At 50.9% G+C, this 22,254-nt stretch carries 19 protein-coding genes and 1 pseudogene; 14 read left to right on the top strand and 6 right to left on the bottom strand.

Annotation, left to right across the window (positions count from 1 at the left end):
• Positions 1-4 precede the first annotated feature (4 nt).
• The 11 genes from ABXJ76_RS18575 (at position 5) to ABXJ76_RS18525 (ending at position 11,608) form a co-directional block, all read left to right on the top strand.
• On the top strand, positions 5-3,307 hold the full coding sequence (locus ABXJ76_RS18575) for a DUF2309 domain-containing protein (RefSeq protein WP_432742799.1): 3,303 nt from the start codon (positions 5-7) through the stop codon (positions 3,305-3,307).
• Positions 3,308-4,879, top strand: a complete 1,572-nt coding sequence (locus ABXJ76_RS18570) for an NADH-quinone oxidoreductase subunit 5 family protein (RefSeq protein ID WP_432742797.1) — start codon at positions 3,308-3,310, stop codon at positions 4,877-4,879.
• 7 nt (positions 4,880-4,886) lie between these two features.
• On the top strand, positions 4,887-6,434 hold the full coding sequence (locus tag ABXJ76_RS18565; RefSeq protein ID WP_432742795.1) for a complex I subunit 4 family protein: 1,548 nt from the start codon (positions 4,887-4,889) through the stop codon (positions 6,432-6,434).
• Positions 6,427-7,959, top strand: coding sequence for a complex I subunit 4 family protein (locus ABXJ76_RS18560; protein WP_432742793.1), 1,533 nt, complete (start codon positions 6,427-6,429; stop codon positions 7,957-7,959). The genes ABXJ76_RS18565 and ABXJ76_RS18560 overlap by 8 nt, the downstream gene beginning before the upstream one ends.
• Before the next feature lie 83 nt (positions 7,960-8,042).
• Entirely contained in the window at positions 8,043-8,339 is a 297-nt protein-coding gene (locus ABXJ76_RS18555) for a DUF1778 domain-containing protein (RefSeq protein ID WP_432742791.1), read from the top strand.
• On the top strand, positions 8,326-8,838 hold the full coding sequence (locus ABXJ76_RS18550) for a GNAT family N-acetyltransferase (RefSeq protein ID WP_432742789.1): 513 nt from the start codon (positions 8,326-8,328) through the stop codon (positions 8,836-8,838). The genes ABXJ76_RS18555 and ABXJ76_RS18550 overlap by 14 nt, the downstream gene beginning before the upstream one ends.
• A gap of 187 nt (positions 8,839-9,025) precedes the next feature.
• Positions 9,026-9,301 carry a BrnT family toxin gene (locus ABXJ76_RS18545; RefSeq protein ID WP_432742787.1) on the top strand — a complete coding sequence of 92 codons (276 nt, stop codon included), beginning with the start codon at positions 9,026-9,028 and terminating at the stop codon, positions 9,299-9,301.
• On the top strand, positions 9,285-9,578 hold the full coding sequence (locus tag ABXJ76_RS18540; protein WP_432742785.1) for a BrnA antitoxin family protein: 294 nt from the start codon (positions 9,285-9,287) through the stop codon (positions 9,576-9,578). Before ABXJ76_RS18545 ends, ABXJ76_RS18540 begins: the two co-directional genes overlap by 17 nt.
• 261 nt (positions 9,579-9,839) lie before the next feature.
• Positions 9,840-10,703, top strand: coding sequence for a hypothetical protein (locus ABXJ76_RS18535; protein ID WP_432742783.1), 864 nt, complete (start codon positions 9,840-9,842; stop codon positions 10,701-10,703).
• Positions 10,691-11,470: a hypothetical protein gene (locus tag ABXJ76_RS18530; RefSeq protein WP_432742781.1), complete on the top strand. Its 780-nt coding sequence runs from the start codon at positions 10,691-10,693 to the stop codon at positions 11,468-11,470. Before ABXJ76_RS18535 ends, ABXJ76_RS18530 begins: the two co-directional genes overlap by 13 nt.
• A 24-nt stretch (positions 11,471-11,494) precedes the next feature.
• Positions 11,495-11,608, top strand: a complete 114-nt coding sequence (locus ABXJ76_RS18525) for a type II toxin-antitoxin system RelE/ParE family toxin (protein WP_432746575.1) — start codon at positions 11,495-11,497, stop codon at positions 11,606-11,608.
• Positions 11,609-11,640: 32 nt separating this feature from the next.
• On the opposite strand, the gene ABXJ76_RS18520 is transcribed toward ABXJ76_RS18525, so the two are convergent.
• Entirely contained in the window at positions 11,641-12,585 is a 945-nt protein-coding gene (locus ABXJ76_RS18520) for an IS1595 family transposase (protein ID WP_432741523.1), read from the bottom strand.
• Between the two features lie 86 nt (positions 12,586-12,671).
• On the opposite strand from ABXJ76_RS18520, the gene ABXJ76_RS18515 reads away from it, so the two are divergent.
• Complete coding sequence (locus ABXJ76_RS18515) at positions 12,672-12,959, top strand: HigA family addiction module antitoxin (protein ID WP_432742779.1); 288 nt, start codon at positions 12,672-12,674, stop codon at positions 12,957-12,959.
• 24 nt (positions 12,960-12,983) lie between these two features.
• Here the strand turns inward: ABXJ76_RS18515 and ABXJ76_RS18510 are convergent, their stop codons facing one another.
• From ABXJ76_RS18510 to hemL, 5 genes and pseudogenes are all read right to left on the bottom strand, one after another.
• Entirely contained in the window at positions 12,984-14,129 is a 1,146-nt protein-coding gene (locus tag ABXJ76_RS18510; protein ID WP_432746573.1) for a 5-(carboxyamino)imidazole ribonucleotide synthase, read from the bottom strand.
• Positions 14,130-14,239: 110 nt separating this feature from the next.
• Positions 14,240-14,722, bottom strand: a pseudogene (purE, locus tag ABXJ76_RS18505) (5-(carboxyamino)imidazole ribonucleotide mutase); the annotation flags it as partial.
• Between the two features lie 118 nt (positions 14,723-14,840).
• Positions 14,841-16,163 carry a DNA recombination protein RmuC gene (gene rmuC, locus ABXJ76_RS18500; protein ID WP_432742777.1) on the bottom strand — a complete coding sequence of 441 codons (1,323 nt, stop codon included), beginning with the start codon at positions 16,161-16,163 and terminating at the stop codon, positions 14,841-14,843.
• A gap of 189 nt (positions 16,164-16,352) precedes the next feature.
• Positions 16,353-16,769 carry a BLUF domain-containing protein gene (locus tag ABXJ76_RS18495; protein ID WP_432742775.1) on the bottom strand — a complete coding sequence of 139 codons (417 nt, stop codon included), beginning with the start codon at positions 16,767-16,769 and terminating at the stop codon, positions 16,353-16,355.
• A 107-nt stretch (positions 16,770-16,876) separates the two neighbouring features.
• Positions 16,877-18,157, bottom strand: a complete 1,281-nt coding sequence (hemL, locus tag ABXJ76_RS18490) for a glutamate-1-semialdehyde 2,1-aminomutase (RefSeq protein ID WP_432742773.1) — start codon at positions 18,155-18,157, stop codon at positions 16,877-16,879.
• A gap of 157 nt (positions 18,158-18,314) precedes the next feature.
• On the opposite strand from hemL, the gene ABXJ76_RS18485 reads away from it, so the two are divergent.
• Positions 18,315-18,449, top strand: coding sequence for a hypothetical protein (locus ABXJ76_RS18485; protein ID WP_432742771.1), 135 nt, complete (start codon positions 18,315-18,317; stop codon positions 18,447-18,449).
• 77 nt (positions 18,450-18,526) lie between these two features.
• Positions 18,527-22,150 (top strand): response regulator, encoded by a 3,624-nt coding sequence (locus ABXJ76_RS18480; RefSeq protein ID WP_432742769.1) that lies wholly within the window; start codon positions 18,527-18,529, stop codon positions 22,148-22,150.
• Positions 22,151-22,254: the final 104 nt, after the last annotated feature.

The following is a 22,254-nucleotide window of genomic DNA, read 5'->3' as shown; positions in this document are numbered from 1 at the left end:
AGCCATGCAAGAGACTGGTTTACTATTACGCGAACAAATCATTACCGCGTTAAATCATCTGGATCACGTTTTGCCGGGGCAGGGGCCTATCCTCGATTTCGTGCATCACAATACCTTACATGGTTTTCAGCATCTGCCGTTTGCTCAGGCTTTAGCCGAGTTCGAAGCCTTGACCGGTATTGGCGGTTATGCTCCCGAAACCAAAAACCGGGATTTTTACCGGCAGGGGCGTATCGATGACGGTGATCTGTCCGCTGCATTTGCGCAGTGCCAGAACTTGCAGGCAGAGCAAATCGTTTGCGTCGTAAAAGATAAGGCCATTACCCGGCAGGCTATTTACCGGATTGCGCTGTTATTCGATCTACAGGCGGTCAGTGTCAGCCTGTTGAACTGGCAAATAGAAGAGTTGGGGGCGCTGGATGCGGTGCAAGCCGATGTGCCTAAATCGGTTCTGCTTGCAGCCGATGGCAAGGTTATCCGGTCTTTATGGGAAAGTATTTTAACCAAGCTCGGACTGGAGCAGGCGGCTTTGCATCCGGAAAATATGCTGGATTTGTCGGTGGAACAGGCTGAAGAATGGCTGGAGCAAGTCAGCATTCCCACGCAGGAGCCTGGCGCATCCGCCGCGCCTGCTCCCGGCAGGCCTGCGGCATACACACCGTCCCTGGCGATAACGCACCAGCAAATGCAGCAACAGGCACGCGCGGCATTGGATCAACTGCTGGGCGAGGTCGGCAATGACATCAGTTTGCGCGGAGTCATCCTGGCATTGACCGGCATAGACATCCTCGATTCGGTTCGGCCCCAGCTGATACGTTTTTGCGCATCAGGCCTGGATGAAGGCGTAGCCGCATGGCAGTTGCCTGGGCGCAGCCGCTTAGGTCTTTATGCCGCCTGGCGGGCAACGGCTCGGTATGATGCCAATCCGTTTTTGCATGAGTTGCTTGACTGGCAACAGATTATCGCCGAATTGCCCGAAGATGCAGTCGATACCATCATCCTGCAACTGAGCCATCTGGAAATACCGCAAAGCCAATGGAACCCCTATCTTCGCCGACTGGCGCTGGAAATACCCGGCTGGTCGGGCCTGATCAACTGGCGGCAGCAGCACCCCAATTATCAGTCCGCCAATGACGCAGCACCAACGTTGGCCGATTATCTGGCGATACGCCTGACCCTGGATCGACTGTGGTTGAATCAGGTCTGCCGTGATACCTGGAAAATAGAAGCCAAGCTCAGCGCCATACACGGTTATTTCTGTAAGAACCTGTCGGAATTCATGGTACGCAGCCGCCTGTATCAGGGCGACCTGCCTGAATATCTGGTTCACCGTGCCGAAGCCTTGACCTTACATGCCGGTTCCGAGCGTTACGACCGTAGCGATTGGCAGCAACTCGCCGACCTGATTTGGACTTGGCAATGCAGTCCGGCGGCAACGCATTCGGAACAACATACGGCACACAACAGCGGCTGGCGTTTGTTCCGTTTATGCCAGCATCTGGGGTTTAGCGCTTCCGACCTGCAACAGCTGGACGCCCAGGATTTACCGGCCATGTTGGCGGTGCTGGATGAGTTCACGCTGACCGAGCGCAGTAAAGTCTGGCTGATCGCTTACGAGCATCATTATCGGGAAGGCTTTTTCCAGGCGCTGCATGCCAATCATCAGCGTGGCGGTTGGTTCAAGCGCATTAAGCGCTCCGAAGCGCAGATTATCGTCTGCATGGATGAGCGAGAGGAAAGCTTTCGCCGCCATGTGGAAGAGCTGAATCCGGCTATCGAAACCTTGGGGGCAGCCGGATTTTTTGGCGTTGCGATGAATTATAAAGGTCTGGATGACAGCAAGGCGATGTCGTTGTGTCCGGTGGTGGTGACGCCGGCTCATGAGGTTCAGGAACTGCCTCAATCCGGCAGCGGACCGGCGTTACTCAAGCATAACCGGGGCCGTAAGTTAAGCCTGTGGCTTGCCAAGCAGGTGCATCAGGATTTGCGCCATAATCTGTTGTTGTCGCATGTGGTTATTGATGCGATTTCGCCGCTTACCTTCGCCGGATTATTGGCTAAATCGCTGTTTCCCAAGCTGCAGAAAAAGCTGGTTTCCTTTATCGCTCAGCGGGTTACGCCTGAGGTTAAAACGCAACTGCTGTTTACCGCTACGGATGAGGCGGTTGCCGTTCCGGAACGTCCAAAACTGGGATTTACCGATAGCGAACAAGTCGAACGGGTAGCGGCGCTGCTGCGTGTTTTAGGGCTCACCGCCGGTTTTGCGCGGATTGTCGCGTTAGCAGGTCACGGCTCGACCAGTCATAACAACCCGCATGAAGCCGCGCATAATTGCGGCGCCTGCGGCGGCGGCAAGGGCGGACCTAATGCGCGGGTAGTCGCGGCCATGGCCAACCGGCCTGAAGTGCGTGCATCGCTGGCGCTGCAAGGTATTGTTATTCCTGACGACTGCTGGTTCGTTGCTATGCAGCACGATACCTGTAGCGATGCCATGATCTGGTACGATCTGGACGCGATACCGGCTTTGCTGCGTGAGGATTTCGAGCGTTTCAGGGACTGTATCAGTCGAGCGCAACAATTATCCGCGCATGAGCGTTGCCGACGATTTTTCTCGGCCGAGCGCTCGGCCTCGCCAGCGGAAGCTTTTCATCATGTGACGCTGAGAGCGCAAGATTTAAGCCAGGTTCGTCCCGAGTTCGGTCATGCGACCAATGCGGCGGCCGTAATCGGTCGGCGCGCCTTGACCCAGGGATTGTTTCTGGATCGGCGTGTATTCCTGATTTCCTACGATCCGACTCAAGACCCTGACGGCAGCATCCTCGAGTCGATTTTACTGAGCGCAGGCCCAGTCGGCGCCGGCATCAATCTGGAATATTATTTTTCCTCGATCGACAACGAACGTTTCGGTTGCGGCACCAAAGTACCGCATAACGTAACCGGTTTGTTCGGGGTTATGGAGGGCACTGCCAGTGATTTGCGCACCGGTCTGCCTAAGCAGATGGTTGAAACGCACGAAGCGATGCGCTTGCAAATGCTGGTTGAGGCGAAAACATCGGTGCTGGAACACATTTATCAGCGCCAGGAAAGCATACGGGAGCTGGTAGGGGGCGGCTGGGTGCATCTGAGCGCTAAAGACCCCGATAGCGGTGAGATTTTCTTATTCCAGCCTGGCGAGGGCTTTGTGCGGTGGCAAGCCCAGACAAAAGACTTGCCGGTTGGCGATAACTCGCCGGATTGTTATCAGGATCAAACGTTACCGATAGCGCCGATGTTGATCAAACAGCCTGAACGCTTTGGAGCTTACTAAATGGATGCATTAGTCATTCTGATTCCCTTAATGCCCTTGTCCGCAGCTGCGGCTGTCGGCTTGGGACATCTATTCGGTTTCATCGACGGCGAAACCGGCGAAAGCATAACCGCCGATATTGTGGGCTGGGCGATTACCATGTCTTGCCTATTGGCCCTGGCCCTGCTGGGCGCCGATTTGCTGGGTAAAAATACCGGCATATACACGCTGGGACATTGGCTGAACAGCGACACGCTGGACATACCGGTAAACTTTATCACGACCGGTTTTCATGTGCGTTTGGCGGCGTTGTTTGCAGTCCTGCTAGCCCTGGTTATCCGCTTTTCAATGAACTACATGCACCGGGAAGCGGGTTATCACCGCTTCTTTTTTATGCTGAGCCTGTTTTCTTCGGCGATGCTGCTGCTGGTGTTATCGGGTAATGCGGTCGGCACTTTTATCGGCTGGGAAATTGTCGGGTTAAGTTCTTATTTTTTGATTGCCTATGCTTACGATCGCCCGGTTGCCGCCGCTAATGCGACGCGTGTTTTCGTGACCAATCGTATCGGCGATGCCGGATTTATTCTGGGGATCGGCTTAACTTATGCCTGGGTGGGTAGCATCAACTGGAATGATTTGAATACTGCTGCGGCCCAGTTGAGCTCGGGTGAAGCGACCGCGATTGCGCTGTCTTTTTCGGTCGCCGCCTTTGCCAAATCGGCGCAACTGCCTTTCACTTCCTGGCTGGGTCGAGCCATGGAAGGGCCTACGCCGTCGAGTGCGGTATTTTACGGCGCGGTCATGGTGCATGCCGGCGTCTATCTGATTATTTTGTTAAGGCCGGTTTTTGAATATTCAACCTTGGCAATGGCGGTGCTCGCTGTCGTAGGTTTGATTACCGCTGTTTACAGTTTTGTGGTTGGGCTGACCCAGACCGACGTTAAAAGTTCGTTAATTTTTGCGACCTCCGGCCAACTGGGCCTGATGTTTCTGGAATGCGGCCTGGGGTTTTGGCAGCTGGCCGGTTGGCATCTTTGCGCTCATGCGGTGGTGCGTGGTTATCTGTTTCTGACTGCGCCATCGCTGATGCATAATGTGCACGGTCTGAGTGTAGACAGTTCGCAGCGCAAAGCTTCTGTAGGCGACACCCCAGCCTGGAAATATGTGGCCTCGGTACAGCGTTTCTGGCTGGATCCGATTACCGATTGGGCGCTGGTCAAGCCGGTGCGTGGCTTGGCGCACGATCTGAGCTATTTTGACGATCATATCGTCGACCGGGTTATGGGCGGAGCTGCCCCGGCTATCCAGGCGATATCGTCACTGGCGCAACTGGAAGAACGGATGATTGGCGCGCAACTGGGTAATGACTCCGACAGATTTGCCCAAGGCAGCGGACTGGCAGGGAAACTCACCGAATGGACGGCAGCCATCCTGCACTGGTTCGAAGACCGTCTTGTGTTGCGCGGCATCGGTAAAGATACGATTAAGTATGGCCGCCAACTTGGACATATCGCCAATAAATTTGAGCAATCTGTGCTTAGACCCCGCTATCTGGTGTTGTTTGTGTTGATAACATTGCTCGTTGCCTTTTGAGGTTCTGATGGATATTACTGTGACTCCCTGGTCGGAATCTGTGGCCTTTCCGCTGCTCACTACGCTGACGCTGGTTCCTCTGCTGGCCATGATCGCTATCCTGTTTTCGCGCTCACCGAGGGTTGCGTTGCGTTTTGGTTTTGCCGGAGCGCTGTTGACGGTATTGCTGAGTCTCTATCTGCTGACTGTTTTCGATTCTAGTCTCCCCGGCATTCATCTGGTTGAACAGCTGCATTTTGCCGGTCTCAGTTATCGCGTCGGCGTTGACGGGACCAATATTTTATTTATCCCGCTGACTGCCATCTTAACCTTGCTGGCGTTAATTTATACGCTGATTACCCGGCATGTGACCGACCGGCTGTTTATTGCCTGCCTGCTGGGTTATGAAACGATATTGATCGGCGCTTTTGTCGCGTTGAATGTTTTGCAGTTCTGGTTTTGGTGTGTGCTGGAATTGATTCCCGTCGTGCTGTTGACGGTGCATGCCGGAACCGGGCAAAACCGGCGCTGGGTTGTGGTCTTATTGCTGCAATATTGGGTCAGCGGTTTGCTGTTGACCCTGGCCGGTTTTTTGCTGCTGGCTTTCGGCTTAATCGATTCCAGCCATGCATTGACTTTCGACTGGGTGACATTAAAACAGAATAATGCCTATTTGCATGATGAAGTGTTGATTTTTATCCTGCTGTTTTTCGGCTTTGCGATCCGTATGCCGTTATTTCCGTTTCACGGCTGGTTGCCGGTATTGGCCGAACAAGGCACGGTCGCCAGTGCTGTGGTGTTTCTGGTCGGCTTGAAGCTGGGCATTTATGCAGCCATTCGCTTCATCTTACCGATGGTGCCCGGGGTTGTAGAACAATGGGCCGGCTTTGTGGTAACACTGGGCCTGATCAGTATTTTTTACGGCGCCTTACTGGCATTAATGCAGATCAATATTCGCCGCTTACTGGCTTTTGCGGTCATCAGCCAAACAGGGATGCTGGTCATTGGCGCATTCTGCTTTAATGCGAACGGCCTGGAAGGCAGCCTATTGCTGTCCGTGGCATACGGCCTGGCGATGGCGGGTATGTTGTTCAGCATCGGTCTGATTTACGAGCGTACCCGCACCGCTTTTATTCCTCGACTGGGCGGGTTATTTAACACCAACGGTACGCTGGCCTTGCTGTTTTTGCTGTCCGCACTGAGTACGATGGTGATGCCCGGTACCACCGGTTTTGATGCGGCGCATTTGCTCGTTGAAGGCATTATTGAGGAATATGGCTGGTTATTGGCCATTGCTATTTTGGTCGGCAACCTGTTGTCTGCCGCGTTCTTGTTATGGGCTTTTCAGCGAATTTTTATGGCGGCGTCCAAACGTGCGGTACAGCCTTACAGCTGCGTGCACCATCCAGTCAAGACCGAGCGCATTATCGCCGCGATGATCTGTCTGCTGCTGATCGGCACCGGATTTTACACGACGCCGTGGCTGAATTTTATCGACCAGGACGCGGCTGAAATCGGCAAGCAATATCCGATGCACGGCGTACCCTCCACCGACGACAACGACCCAGATGAATAATGCCAGTTTCCCCCTGTTAAGCCTGCTTATTTTGCTGCCTTTATCAGGCGCGATTGCGGTAACGGTTATTCGCAATAGCCAACTGGCCAAAAACATTGCGCTATCGGTTGCCCTGCTGGAATTGATCGCAACACTGATGGCGGTGCAACTATTTAATGCCGACCTAGGCGATGGTTTTCAACTTGTCGAGCGTTATGCCTGGATACCCGGCCTGAATATTGAATATCTGCTTGGCGTAGACGGCATTTCCGTGTTGTTTTTGCCGATGTCCGCCTTGTTAACCTTCATGGTGATCGTGGCGTCATGGAATTCGGTGCAAACGATGCCCCGACTTCATTTAGCCTTGTTGCTGGCGCTGGAAGGCGTGACTATCGGCGTATTTTCGGCGTTGGATATGGCGCTGTTCTTTTTGTTCTGGGAACTGACCCTGCCGCCTATTTTCTTTTTAATCGGTTTATGGGGCATAGGTTCAAAACGGCGTAGTGCAGCAATCAAATACACGCTGTTTATGCTGTTTGGCGGCGTGCCGTTATTGTTTGCGATTATCATCCTGGCGATGAATCACGCCACTGCGGTGGGCGGCAGTATTCCGCAGGACTTGTCTTTCAGCTTGCCGGTATTGTTGGCAACGGCCTTGCCGGATAACTTGCAGACGCTGGTATTTATTTTATTACTGCTCGGTTTTGCTGTTAAAGCCCCTTTAGTGCCTTTCCATACCTGGCTGCCGACTGTCGCTATGGAAGGTCCGACGCAAATGACAGCCTTATTGACCGGCTTGAAACTCGGCGCTTTCGGTATCATTCGTTTTACCATGCCGCTGGCGCCGTCCGCTGCGGTTGAATACAGCTGGGTGTTGGGCATACTCGGCGCGATTACGCTGGTTTACAGCGCACTGATCGCCCTGCAACAAACCAATTTGCGCCGCTTGCTGGCTTATGCCAGCGTCAGCCATGTGGGACTGGTTATCGTCGGCATTGCATCCTTGAATATGCAGGGCATACAGGGGGCGATTTTCCAGTTGCTGAACTTCACGATGGTCGCCGGTTCCCTGATGCTGGTGGCCGGTTTTATCCAGCATCGTCTGGGCAGTACCGAGGTTATCCATCTGGGCGGCCTGGCTAAAGTGATGCCCCGACTGACCTGTTTTTATTTTTTATTTGCGCTGGCCAGTATGGGTTTGCCCGGCACCAGCGGTTTTCCGGCCGAATTATTGCTGATAGTCAGCACCATGCTGGCACATCCCAGCATCAGCATCGCGGCCCTGATCGGCGCGGTGCTCAGCGCGGCTTATATGCTGTCCTTCACCCGTCGCGCCTTCTTCGGTCCGATCACCCAGTCTAGCGTCAAGCAGGTGCAGGATTTGCGTCCCCGAGAACTGGCATTGTTGTGCGTGTCGGCATTGCTGATATTGGGAATCGGCTTCTTTCCGAATAGTGTATTGAAAATCAACAAAACAACGGCGGAGGCTTGGCTGAGTCGGCTAATGGATCAGTCGGTATTGACAAGCAATGCTGAGCAGGATTAAAAGGCATGCAGTGCTGTGTTGGCATGTGTAACACATTTAGCAGATACTTTTAACATGAAATTAGTTAATTGGCATTAAAGGCTATGAGAACAGAACACACCCCCGCAGAAGTAAACATTCACTTGCGCGCGAAAGTGCATGACAGGTTGCTTATTGACCAGGCAGCAGAGTTGCTTGGTTCAAATCGTTCGCAATTTATGATGGCCTCAGCGCTCAAGGAAGCCAAGAATGTGATCCTTGACCGAACCTCTATTTATGTCGACAACAAGACATTCCAAAACGTATTGGAGTGGCTGGACACGCCGACAACACAAGAACAGATTGATGGGATGAACCGATTACGGACAATAAAATCCCCTTGGTCGGATGAGTGGGAATAAGGAAATCTGTGCGCCTGTTCATTTAACCGTACAGCATGATACAGAGGGCTTCCGCTCGGGCGAGGAAACGCTGGATACTTGGTTGCATAAGCGGGCATTCGCCAATATGGAAGCATCGGCAAGCAGAACTTATATTATTTGTCCGTCCGGTTCGCATAAGGTTATTGGTTACTACGCGATTTGCATGGGACAGATTTACAGCCAAGAGGTTATTGGTTCTATGCGTCGGAATATGCCCCGCCAGATTCCAGCGGTAATACTTGGACGCTTAGCCATTGACCAGAATTGGCAAGACCAAGGATTAGGCAAAGCCTTGCTTCAAGATGCAGTACAAAGATCGGCCCGTGCGGCTAAAGAAGCATCCGCCCGTCTTTTGATTGCACATGCCATTTCTCCAGAAACGGAAGCCTTCTATTTGCATTACGGTTTTACTCGTCTTCCAACAGAAACGCCAACCTACGCCCTAGACCTTACCAAGTTTGCCAAGCTTCAAGAATAATCGCCGTCAGTTTGGTTGGGTCGATTCAAGAAAGGAAATACGGAGTCTTGTATTGTGAATAATAAGGAATGCACAATGTAAGCCTCCATCCTATGCACTCCCCTCATCCATGTAGATGACCAACTCACAAACAGAAAGCGAGCGGCTCCTTCTTGTCTGTGCGTACAATTGTACATATAATAAAATCATGAAAATTGAATTCGATCCTGCCAAAGCTGCTGCTAATCCTTTGAATCACGAGGGCGTGACCTTTGATGAAGCTCAAGCAGTATTGCTAGACCCTTACGCCCTGACACGAGAGAATGGTGATGCAGACAATGAACATCGTTTTATAACGCTGGGCATGGGTGCAAAAGGTCGAATATTAATAGTGGTTTGGACGCAACGCGAACAGACGGTGCGTCTTATTTCTGCCTGGAAAGCCAACCAACCCCAAAGGAGGCGTTATGAGCAACAATTCTGATCCCCTGTTTGACCGTTATGCCGAGATGGATTTTAGCGATGCCAAGCCTGTCGCTGAAATTCCGGCATTGGCGAAACTACAAGCCGAACATGGCGGCAAGTCGCGGATAACCATGCGTGTAGATAATGACACCTTGGCTATTTTTAAAGCCCGTGCCGAAATGAGCGGCGGCAATTATCAAACCTTGATGAACGAGGCGTTACGGCAGTTTGCCCAAGGCATAACGCTGGCCGATGTCGTGCGCGAGACCATTCGCGAGGAATTGCATCAAGCCTGAGTGGCTGCAATTATTGAGAGGCGGATTGTTGTGTTCGCCGACTGCCAAGTTCCAGCTTCACGAAATTCGCAGTACAGGGAGCTGGGCTTCCAAGACCGCGTTCCTAATCTGGAGATTGGGAACGAGCGTAAAAAACCGCAGTTAGTGCGATAGGATAGGCTGCGGCACGAAGCCCAGCAATCACAGTCCACGATAGATGGGCTGCATGGTGTTTCTCCCATCCTATGCATTTTGCATTTTACTCCAACCCCCAAAACAAATATGTTTGCCAAATCCCCACTACTAACCGTTCAGCAAGGAAAAGAAGGAACTTTTGTATCTTGGCTGGAAACCCTTGGCCTTAAAGATTTCATAAGCCGTTATTCATTGCCAAAACTGGTTGAATGGGGTTGGCTTGTACCACAATATCGAATTGTTTTTCCTTCTGATTATTTTTTAACTTGGCAAGATTTTCCGTATGGAAGTTCTGACGGACAATGCTTCGGTGTTGAAGATTTTTTATGGGATTCAACATGGTGCATTGATGATGACCAAAAACCTCTCTGGTTTTTGCATCCATTTTTTCATCCCAACGATGCCTGCGGCAACAGGCTACGTAAAGCGGATAATGCAATAACCTTAGCACCTATCCCTGATGAGTTTGTTCACCCTCGCTCCTATCGGGTCATTCCTTATGCCGACTATTGCTTTCATTGGCAAGCTTACGCATTGATTGATGTTATGCGCTCAGCCGATTGTATTCTGCCCATTCTTGATACGCCAGATGTCGAAGAGCAAGCACAAGGTATTGTGCGCATTGCCGCAAGAGTCAAAGAGCATAAAAGAAAACCGAGCCATATACTCAGTTTACCTAATAAATGGGGAGAGCTTGCAGAACCAATGACTTGGCTTTCGCATTATCGTGCGTTTCGAGATGCGCTGCCTGATAGCGAAGATCAAGTTTTACATGATAAAGGCGCAAAACTATTGGCGGAGTATTTCGGTATTGATGCCGAAATACTGGAACAGGCTATAAAAGAAAAACTATTGATATTGGCAAGCGATTGGTTATGGCAAATGAGCATTACTGTGAATGGACACTCCGTGCTTGGCCTTATCTTCAAAAAGATATTATGTTTGCTCTGAACTGGCTTTGTGTCCTTAATGATAAAAAATTAAGTTTTTACCTGGATAAGTGGAAATGGTTAGATTTTGAACGGCACGACTGGGCAGAATTACATGAAGTTCTACCCTATGAGTTTTTTGAAGACCGGCAATATCTTTTGCGTTTTATACCCATTTATAATAAAAAATTGTATAAAGGTATGCTGCCGGCTGATGAAAAACTTAAACAATTAGTAGGCGGCCTGCAAGCAACTAATTATCCCTTTGATAGCTTCTTAAATGCGTTTCGCCAATTACATGAAAACTTAGTGTATAACCCAAAACAAAAAGGCAGTCTGGATTTTCGTGTATTACGTCCACTCGATTATTATTCATTATTAGCGATTCGCGCTGAAGTTTGTCTGCGTTATGCTTTGGAAAAAGATGGTTCTTTGGTAAACATCGATAATAAGGATCAAAAACTGGATGGATATATTGTGGAACTTGCCAAGCAAAAAAAGATTTCTAACCGTGTGATTGAATATTTTAATGAAAATGTGAATAATTTTACTCAATTGCGAGATATGCCATCAAATCCGATTGGTGAGATTATGGAAATTCAATGCAAGAAATGGAGTAAAAAAGACATTCATCTGGCACAAGCTTTTTTGTGCTGTGTTTTAGCAAGAAACTATTTTGCACACCACACTTATCTGGACAAGGAATTGATACGAGATGAAAAATCAGCCTTTATGCTGACAGGAATTTTAGCCACTGTATTAATTTTATTGGATAACTCAGCAGAGTAAAGCGTGTAGGATGGGTTTGAAGCACTGAAAGGCGACCGCTTAGGGCAATACAGCATTCGTATCAACGATCAATGGCGTGTCTGTTTCCGTTGGGTGGACGGCGATGCTTTTGATGTTGAGATTGTCGATTACCATTGAGGAGAAAAAACATGATACATAACGGTACCTGATTACCCATAATCCTCAGCCATCTTCAGTAGCCGCATAGGCATAGGTGGTGTTCTGACTGCAACGTAACATAGGCGGGGCAGCATATCCTCAAGGACAAATCGCCGATTGAAGCGATAACAAAATTCTGCCAAATAGCGCGGAAGGTGTTTATGATTGATAGCGTGATAAGTCCCGTCAATCGACCTTTTGACATTACCTATCATCGTATTGACCCAAGTGAAGGGTTCCAGCGAGACACATTCAGGGCCTCCACCGGTTACGATGCTGGTATGCTGGCATCCTGCCTTGGTAACAGCGGCAAAACAGGCCAGTCCGTCCGAGACCACGTGACTGTCGGTGCTAAGATGGCGCTTCGCCCAACGAGTGATTTCTTTGGAGCGGAACCCGTTGACCACAGTCATGTTCATGGCAATAGGATGTCCTTTTTCGTTGACCGACACAGCCGCCACAAAAGGTGTTTTGTTGGGTGAACCCCGTCCACGCTTGCCTCCCCGATGTTCGCCGCCCCAATACACGTCATCCAGTTGGATGACGCCGGATAACGGCTTACTATCATCACGCTCCTTCATTACCTGCATCAGCTTCTGTTTGATGCTCCAGGCGGTATTGTATGAAACACCTAATTGACGGCGCAGTGAAAGGGCAGAAACGCCAGTTTTTGCTTGTGTGGTCAAGTGGATCGCGAGAAACCAAGTTGTTAACGGGAGTTTCGTCGCAGAAAAAATGGTGCCACTAATGAGGGAATGTTGATGGTGGCAGTGATTGCACTGATAAACCACTCGTGTTTTCAGGGAGCAGTAGCTTTGCCCACCGCATTCAGGGCAAACATAGCCTTGAGGCCAGCGCCAATGAAACAAGGCTTTTCGGCATTGCCCTTCACTCCCATAATTTTTCATGAACTCGCCCAGGCTATAGCCTTTTTGAAATTGAACTTTGTTTTTCATGACGTTATCCCATCCGTATGGTAGATACTGTCAGTATAGACATTCTTGTAACATTGGCTGTTCTTTATGGGTAATCAGGTAACGGTATGCGGCCCATTCACCCTGGTGAAATTCTGCGGGAAGATTATCTGATTCCGCTTGGCCTGAGCGTAAACGCATTGGCTAATGCACTTCGCGTTCCGGTTACTCGCCTGCACGAAATTGTCAAAGAACGCCGTTCCATTACGCCCGATACGGCTCTGCGCTTGGCGCGTTATTTCGGCGGCGATGCTCAATCCTGGCTGAGTTTGCAAACCGCTTACGACTTGCGCGTGGCGGAGCAACAAGCCTTGGCCATCATCGAGAAAGAGGTTTTGCCGCGTGAGGCGGCTTAAACTTTTCTAACCGCTAAACAGGTATTACGAATCATCAACCTGATCGGCCAGCGCGGTCAGTTTCTTGATCAATTTCGATAATTGCTGCTGATTTTCCGCCCGTATCGTCGCATGTGCCACTTTACGTCCTTTGCGCGGGGATTTGTCGTAAAGATGCAAATGCGCATGGGTAATTGCTAATAGCTCTTCAGTCTTAGGCAGTCCGCCGATGAAATTGACCATGGCCGCATTGCCTACCGGCGCTGTCGAGCCTAAAGGCAAATCCAAAATCGCCCGCAGGTGATTTTCAAACTGGCTGGTTTCCGCGCCTTCAATCGTCCAATGGCCGGAATTATGCACCCGTGGCGCAAACTCGTTGGCAACCAGCTTGCCGTCCACTTCAAATAATTCCAGGGCCAGCACGCCGACGTAATCCAGCGCTTCCAGCAAGCGGGAAATATAGGTTTCGGCCTGTTGTTGCATGGGGTCATCGGCCCGGCATTCGGAAACGCGCAGTATGCCGCCGCGATGCAGGTTTTCCGATAACGGATAGAAAACAACGTCCCCTGAAACACTGCGCACGGCAATGATGGACACTTCGCGGTTAAACGGAACGAAGGCTTCGACGACTGCCAGGGATGGCGGAAGTGTCGCAATCGGTAGGGAACCGATGCGACCGACAGCCGGAACGCCCTGCAACAGTTCCCAGGCTGAGGTTAAATCGTCCGCCGACTTCAGCAGCGACTGGCCTTTGCCGTCGTAGCCTTGGGTGCAGCTTTTCAAAATGGCGGGATAGCCTAGGGTGATCATGGCTTGTTCCAGGCTTTCGAAGCTGTCTACGGCCGCATAATCCGGCGTAGGGATGCCGAGGTCGCGAAAAAAGCTTTTTTCGACTAATCGATCCTGGGCAACGGCCAGGGCTTTGGGTGATGGATGCACTTGGGTGTGAGAGGCCAGAAACTCTGCGACCTCAGCCGGAACATTCTCGAATTCGTAAGTGACCACATCGGCGCGCTCCGCCAGTTGCGCCAGCAAATTCGGATCGTTGTAGTCGCCGATTAAAGGTTCGCCCAGCTTGTTGGCGCAGGCATCGGCGGAGGGATCGAGAAAAATAAAGTCCAGCCCCAAAGGTATGCCGGCAAGCGCTATCATTCTGGCAAGCTGGCCTGCGCCCAATACGCCGACTATCATAAATCGTCCTCGGCAACTGCTCCCTGCGTTGCTCTCGGCAATTGCTCCATGCATTGCTCTACCTCCTCCATCCGTGGAGTCGTACCTCCTGCATCCATGCAGTCGTCTGTTCGCGGATCGGAATGCGCAAGCACCGATTCGGTTTGCTCGCGTCTGAAATCGTTTAATGCGCCCCGGTATTGGGCATGTTTGTTGCTGATGATGGCTGCTGCCAATAACGCCGCATTGATCGCGCCCGCTTTACCTATTGCCAGGGTGCCGACCGGAATGCCTGCGGGCATTTGTGCTATCGACAATAAGGAATCCATGCCATTGAGTGCTTTGGACTGTACCGGTACGCCCAATACAGGCACAACGGTTTTTGCCGCAGTCATGCCCGGCAAATGCGCCGCTCCGCCTGCTCCGGCGATAATCACTTCCAGGCCTTTGCTTTCGGCCGTTTCGGCATAATGAAACAATTTATCCGGCGTACGGTGCGCCGAAACGACCTCAACTTCGTGCGGGATGCCGAGTCGTTCCAGCGTTTCAGCTGCATGGCGCATAGTTTCCCAATCGGACGTCGAGCCCATGATGATGCCAACCAGTGCGGTCATGTGTTACTCCTAATTAAGCAGGTAATAAATTTAAGCCGCGTAGTATCGCATAAATTATGTGGGCGCGAATTTATTCGCGCTGTCATGATAGACGCGAAGAAATTCGCGCCCACAATTTCTAGATTTCATCGCTATCGATACCGGCCCGTTCGGCGATGCTTTTAGGGAAGGCCTTTTTAACTTTTACGCCAAGATCAACAAAACTGCTAGCCTGACGGATCAAATTACCGTTGCCCTGGGTTAATTTATTCATCACGCCGTCATACGTGGTGTTGACGGTGCTTAACTGTTTGCCCAGTTTATCCAGGTCATCGACAAAGCCACGGATTTTGTCGTAAACGATCCCGGCCTTATCGGCGATGGCCCGGGAATTTTCGTTCTGGCGTTCATAGCGCCAGATGTTTTCGATAGTACGTAAGGTGGCTAATAACGTGGTCGGGGTGACTACGATTATTTTATGCTCGAAGGCATCGGAAAATAAGCCTTCATCCGCCTGAAAAGCGGCGATGAAGGCCGCTTCAATCGGCATGAATAACAGCACGAAATCGAGCGATCTTAGACCTTTCAAGCCGGAATAATCCTTGTTGCTTAAACCCTTGATATGCTCCCGCACCGCTTCGGTATGCTGCTTTAATGCGGTGATGCGCTCCTGGTCATCTTCGCTTGAGCAATAGCGCTCATAAGCGAGCAAGGAGACTTTGGAATCGATAACCACATCCTTGTTCTCGGGTAAACGAACGATCACATCCGGCTTGAACAGCCGGTTATCCTCATCGCGGAATGCGCCCTGCGTTTCGTACTCGATACCTTTACGTAATCCTGACTTTTCCAGCACTTTTTCCAGGATCATTTCCCCCCAGTTGCCCTGAATTTTCTTGTCGCCTTTTAATGCGCGAGTCAGGTTAAGGGCTTCCTGATTCATTTGTGCGGTATCGCGACGCAACGAGACGATTTCCTCGCGCAGGGAACTGCGATCCTTGTTCTCGTTGTCGTAAACCGTTTCGATGCGTTGTTTGAACTCGCCCAGCTGTTCCCGTAACGGCGTGACGATATGATCCAGGCTGGTTTTATGGTGTTCGGTGAATTGTTTGCTGCGGTCGTCGAAAATCTTGCCGGCCAGATTTTCAAATTGGGTATTCAGGCGCAGTTCGGCATCCAGCAGCAATTTCAATTTTTCTGTGGTATTTTTCACCTGCTCATCCATGCGCGTCTGCAATTCGATATTTTGGGATTTGGTCTCGATAAACAGTTGCTGCAACTGTTTGAATTCGCTGTCGCGGTTTTGAAACTGCTTGAGTTTTTCTGCCAAAACAGCCAAGTCGGTCGAAAGTTGCCGGATCAGGGTTTTATCTTTGCCGCTCAACAGGCGGATGGCGAATGCGCCAGCGAAGAAACCGATTAAGATCCAGACCAGCGGGGGCATGTTATTGATAAAATTCATCTGTATCCGTTCATGGTTGACCTGACGGCTTTAAAAAACAGTCTCAATTGAATTTAACATTGATTTACCGGTCCACCTGAGACGCCTGCGGATACTGGATATTTGAATTGCAGCTGAGAATTATGCGGCGATACGTGGGGCTCTGAAGTTATTGCAGGTCGCTGTCGCTTACCTAAACAGGTGATTTGATTAGCCATGCTTATCCTTTAAAATTGTAAGCCATTCACGTATGGTTTGTATGAAAATCTTCGGCTCAACCACTGCTTTACGGTGCTGTTTTTGCAACGCTATGATTTTCTCAAAATCCAACGGATCGTTACGGGCAATGGCCCCCATAGACCAACCCTCGAAGATTCGCTTGTCTGTGTGCGCAATGTAAGCAATTTGGCAATCGCTGTGTCTTTGATCGTCCAGAATCTTCACATAGGTACGGAGTGTCGGCTGCTCCGGCCCTTCCAGAACTTGCATGAACATGCCGTTGGCGTGCACAAGAATGCCGGTGATGCCAAGAGCACTATTATTTCGTCGCGACGACTCCAATATATCCTCAAGTTGGTCATCGTATAGCGCATTCGTGGACCGGCTAAAGTAGAGGATTCGAATCATGAGTAATGTCCCTTTTTTGGTCAGGGAGCGCTTTAGGAAAAAAATATTTGTTCATATTATCAAAACGCTGTTGTTAGCGAATGTCATCGGTCATGGTTCCCACCCAGTTACAAGCGCTTGAATATGGCTTCTGCAATATCCAGTGTTTCTTCCAGGTCTTCATCACTGTGCGCGGCCGAAACAAAACCGGCTTCAAACGCTGAAGGCGCCAGATAAACACCCTGTTCCAGCATCGCATGAAAAAAGCGCTTGAACCGGTTTTGATCGCACTGCATGACTTGAGCAAAGCGGGTAACTTGCTGTTCTGCGCTGAAAAACAGTCCGAACATGCCGCCGACGCTGTTCGCGGTCATCGCGATACCGGCCTGAGCGGCACGTTCTTTCAGGCCTGAGGTCAGTTTTTCGGTTTTTGCGCTCAACGCCTCGTAAAAACCGGGTCGTGCTATCAATTCCAGGGTTTTTAAACCGGCGGCCATGGCGACCGGGTTGCCTGAAAGCGTACCGGCCTGATAGACCGGGCCGAGCGGTGCAAGACATTCCATGATCTTGCGCGAGCCGCCGAAAGCGCCGACCGGCATGCCGCCGCCGATGATTTTACCTAGTGTGGTTAAATCAGGCTTAATATTGTAAAGTCCCTGTGCGCCGGTTAAGCCGACCCTAAAGCCGGTCATCACTTCGTCAAAAATCAGCACACTATTATAGTGGTCGCAAACCTGACGCAAACTGTCCAGAAAACCCGGTACAGGCGGAATGCAGTTCATATTGCCGGCGACCGGCTCGACGATGATGCAGGCGATTTGCTCGCCACATTCTGAAAACAGCGTTTTGACCGACTCGCTATCGTTGTAAGTCAGGGTGATGGTGTTTTCAGCGACCGAGGCCGGTACGCCGGGAGAGCTGGGCACGCCGAAAGTCAACGCGCCGGAGCCGGCCTTGACCAATAAGGCATCGGAATGGCCGTGATAACAGCCCTCGAATTTAACGATTTTATCCCTGCCGGTGTAGCCACGGGCCAAGCGAATCGCGCTCATGGTCGCCTCGGTGCCGGAACTGACCATTCTGACCAGTTCGATCGACGGCATCAGCTCGCAAACCCGTTGGGCCATCAGGGTTTCAATTTCGGTCGGTGCGCCGAAGCTCAGGCCTTTGTCGCATGCCTGCTTGACCGCCGCAATGACTTCCGGGTGGGCATGCCCTAAAATCATCGGTCCCCAGGAACCGACATAATCGATATAACGCTTGCCGGAACTGTCGTAGATATAAGCGCCCAGGGCATGATCGATAAAAACCGGGGTGCCGCCTACGCCGCTAAAGGATCGTACCGGCGAGTTCACGCCGCCTGGAATGACAAGTTTTGCATCGGAAAATAACGTGGTTGCTTCAGTCATGATGTGTTTTTTATTGCCAGAGAGGGTGTATATGTCACAAGCCTACCGGGAGTAGCTGCGACAAAAGTTAAATTTAATTGAATGGCGTAAAGGATAGGATAACTTTGCCTCGATTGAAAGCTTATCGTTGCTTATTCAATAATACCCTTGAAATAGGATGGCTTTAAAGCTACGCTCTAGTGTGGATAATGGCAAATATGAAAAAGTTGGATCGTCCGGCTATTATTCGATGACTGCCGAAATGACGCATATGCCAGTGCGTAGGGTAGAACGCAGTGAAGCCCAGCAATAATCGTCTGGATTGATGGGTTCGGCTATTGCCTCTAGCCATCCTGCAGCGTGATAAACAGATAAAACCAGAAGAGATTCATGTCAACTCCATTGTCGCCGTCGCAATATCCGAAACGTAATTTCCTTTGTTCATTAGGCATCGTTATTGCCGTCGTTAGTCTTTCCGAAATGCTGGTCACATGGCTGCTTGATGCGACTCATCAATCGGGGATTATATTGTCACCCTTGCAGGATACCGTTTTTAGCATCACCTTGCTGACGGTACTCAGCTCACCATTGTTGTGGTTTCTGGCGTTGCGACCACTGGCCTTGCAGATCGCTCAGGAACAGACAACATCGAATAGAGAGCTGCTGGCCGCGCTGGAGAACCATGTGCTGATCAGTATCACTGACGTTCAGGGGCGTATTGTTTATACTAATGATATGTTCTGTAAAGTTTCCGGTTATACCCAGAATGAACTTATCGGCGAGGATCATCGCGTCGTCAATTCCAGCCATCACGATCAGGATTACATCCGCAACATGTGGCGTACTATCGCCGGGGGACAGGTATGGCGCGGGGAGTTTTGCAATCGGCGCAAAGACGGGGAATTGTACTGGGTGGATAGCACGATCGCGCCTGTGCTGGATAAAACCGGCAAGCCTAAGCAATATATTTCTATACGTCAGGATACTAGCACCCGAAAAATGAATGAATTAAAACTGACGGCATTAAAGCGTGCGCTCGATGCCAGCACCGAGATGATACTGATCACCAATGCCGAGGGGCTCATCCAATACGCCAATCCGGCACTGTGTCTGTTTACTGGCTGGACCGAGGATGCGCTGGTGGGGCAAAACCCCTATTTATTGGACAGCCCTGCGGCCGATCAGCAAGTCCTGTCCGAGATGCAAAACAGACTCCGTTGTAGCCAAGCCTGGTCCGGCCGACTGCTATGCCGACGCCGCTCAGGACAAGCCGCTCTGGACAAGCTGGAATACTGGGCCAAGACCAATATTACACCGATTTTTATGGAAAACGGCACACTGTCCGGGTACGTGCAGATTCAGCACGACGTCAGCAAACTGGTCGCCGAGGAGGCGGCCTTGCAAATTGAAGCTGACGATACTGCCGCCCGACTGGCTATCTTTGAAGCACTGCATCAACCTCAGTCAATCAAAGAATGCTTTGTTCAGGTTCTGGATATTCTATTTGATCTCAAGACCTTCAATTTGCAGCGCAAAGGCGGTGTGTTTTTAAGAGCGCAAGATGAGGATTATCTGGACATGTTTGTGTTGCACGGCAAGTTCAGCGATGAGTTTATTCGTAAAGAACAACGCATTGCTTTGGGAGCCTCCCTATGTGGGCGTGCAGCCATTTCAGGAAAAATGCTGGTTTCCGACGATTGCTTTTGCGATCCACGGCACGAACATCAATTTGACGGTATGCAAGCCCATGGGCATTACATTGTCCCCATTGCTTTTGGCGAGGATATCCTCGGTGTATTGTTTCTTTACACCGACCCCTATCCGATACAAAGCGAATCCCGTCTTGCTATGCTTCAGCAAGTGGGCGAAAAGATGGCTCTTGTGCTGTTACAACAACGCACCAAAGCTTCGTTGGAAGCGGCGCGTGATACGGCCTTGCAGGTTGCTCATGCCAAGACTGAGTTCTTGGCCAATATGAGCCATGAGATTCGCACGCCGATGAACGGTGTCTTGGGCATGCTGGATCTTTTACTGGATACCGAGCTATCTCGCGAGCAATCGGATTTGATACATATCGCCGCAAATTCGGCAGAATCCTTGTTAACCATCATCAACGATATTCTGGATTTTTCTAAGTTGGGGGCGGGTAAAGTCGAGTTGGAACGGCTTGAGTTTAATTTGGCGGATTTGGTCGAAGAAGTTTGCACGCTGCTGTCCAGCCGCGCCCACGCCCATGGCCTGGAATTAAACTGCTTTCTTCCGTCGAATTTACCGCTACGTTGGCAGGGCGATCCCACCCGCATTCGGCAAGTGTTGACCAACCTGATTGGCAATGCCGTTAAATTTACCGAGCAGGGAGAGGTTTCGGTAACAGTCTCGGCATTATCTGTGGCTGAGACTTTAGTCTCGACAAGCGCGGCTAAAGCCGCACCCACATTACGTTTTGAGATAGTGGATACCGGTATCGGCATTACCGCTGAGACGCAAGCGCGCCTGTTTCTTGCTTTTTCCCAGGCTGACAGCTCCACTTCCCGGCGTTATGGCGGCACCGGCTTGGGTCTATCGATCAGCAAGGATCTGGTGACGCTTATGGACGGCGAAATTGGCGTTGAAAGCACTTTGGGGCAGGGCTCGACTTTTTGGTTTACTCTGCCATTGATGGCGGTGGATAGCGATGCTCCGGTTCCGCAAGCTGACTTTGTCGGCAAGCGTGTCTTAATCGTTGATGATAACGCCACCAACCGTATGATTTTGAGGCATTACCTAAGCAACTGGGGTTTTACTTTAAGCGACGCAGACAGCGGACCTGCGGCGCTTGTCGAACTTGAAGCTGCGGTGCTACGAAACCAACCCTATGATTTACTGCTGTCGGATAGGCAAATGCCGGATATGGACGGTTTTGCCCTGGCTCGCGCCATGATCGAACAACCCACCATTGCCGATATACCGCGTATTCTTTTATCTTCAGGCAGCATAGGTTCACAAGCCGAAAGACGCAGGGCTGGATACGCGCAAAGCCTGTTAAAACCGGTACGGCAATCGCAGCTTTTTGATGCCATCATCGATGCGTTGCAGCTTCCCGGCCAGAAAACTGCGATAGCAGCCAAGCCAGAACAAGTCTTGCCCGATTACAGCGGCAAACGGGTGTTGATCGTTGATGATAATAAGGTCAATCAAAGAGTGATACTTTCCCAGCTCGCCAAGTTCCAGCTTAAGCCCGACCTGGCCAATAACGGCCAAGTGGCGCTTGAGTTGCTGGGACGAAAGACCTACGACCTGGTGCTGATGGATTGCCAAATGCCCATCATGGACGGTTATGAAGCTACGCAAACTTTGCGCGAACGGGAAGCGGCCGCAGGAGGCCATTCACCTACGCCGATCGTTGCGCTTACCGCCCATGCATCGGCAGGCGAGGGTGAAAAGTGCCTGTCCGCCGGTATGGACGATTATCTGAGTAAACCCGTCAGTCAAACCGGGCTGGTAGCGGTTTTAGCGCGCTGGCTGGGGTTGCCGTCTGTTGCACCGATAGCCGATGATAATGCGCTTGGCAGTGAAATCCCTTTGAGTCCACGTTTGACAAAGGAGACAGGCGGGGCGGTGTTAACAGTTTGCTGGGATGAAGCGGCAGCACTTAAGCAGCTGGATGACGACCATGATTTACTGGCCGAGATGATCGATTTATTTCTCGAAGAGGCGTCTGTACAATTAGCGGCCCTGGACGCCGCCCTGTTTTGCTCCGATCTCCTGGCATTGGCCGAGGCGGCTCATGGGATTAAAGGCATGGCCGGACATTTTTGCGCTGAAAAAATAATGACTTTGGCGGCAAACTTGGATCACTCTGCCCGTAAAGCTTCCGCTCCTGCCCCTCGCCTACGTCCTGTAGGCAATGCCGCAGAGGTTGATTTTCAGTTGATGACCCGTAACCTGGCCCAGGCCACTGTGGATTTAGTTAAAAATCTGCAGGTAAGAAAAGAACACAGTGAATTACCCCGACCTAAAGGACGGAGCTTCTAACGTCAACGGTACGAGCAAGAACAGAGGATTTACGTCCCCTGACTTGGCTAACAGTGCCTCAGCTAGCAGTACCGGCGATTCCCGCCGCTATGGAAGTATCATGC

Origin of the sequence: Methylobacter arcticus (genome assembly GCF_050917435.1) — a bacterium.
Taxonomy (GTDB): domain Bacteria; phylum Pseudomonadota; class Gammaproteobacteria; order Methylococcales; family Methylomonadaceae; genus Methylobacter_A; species Methylobacter_A titanis.
Note: the sequence above shows the minus strand (reverse complement) of the source record. Positions and strands in the feature narration are given on the sequence as shown.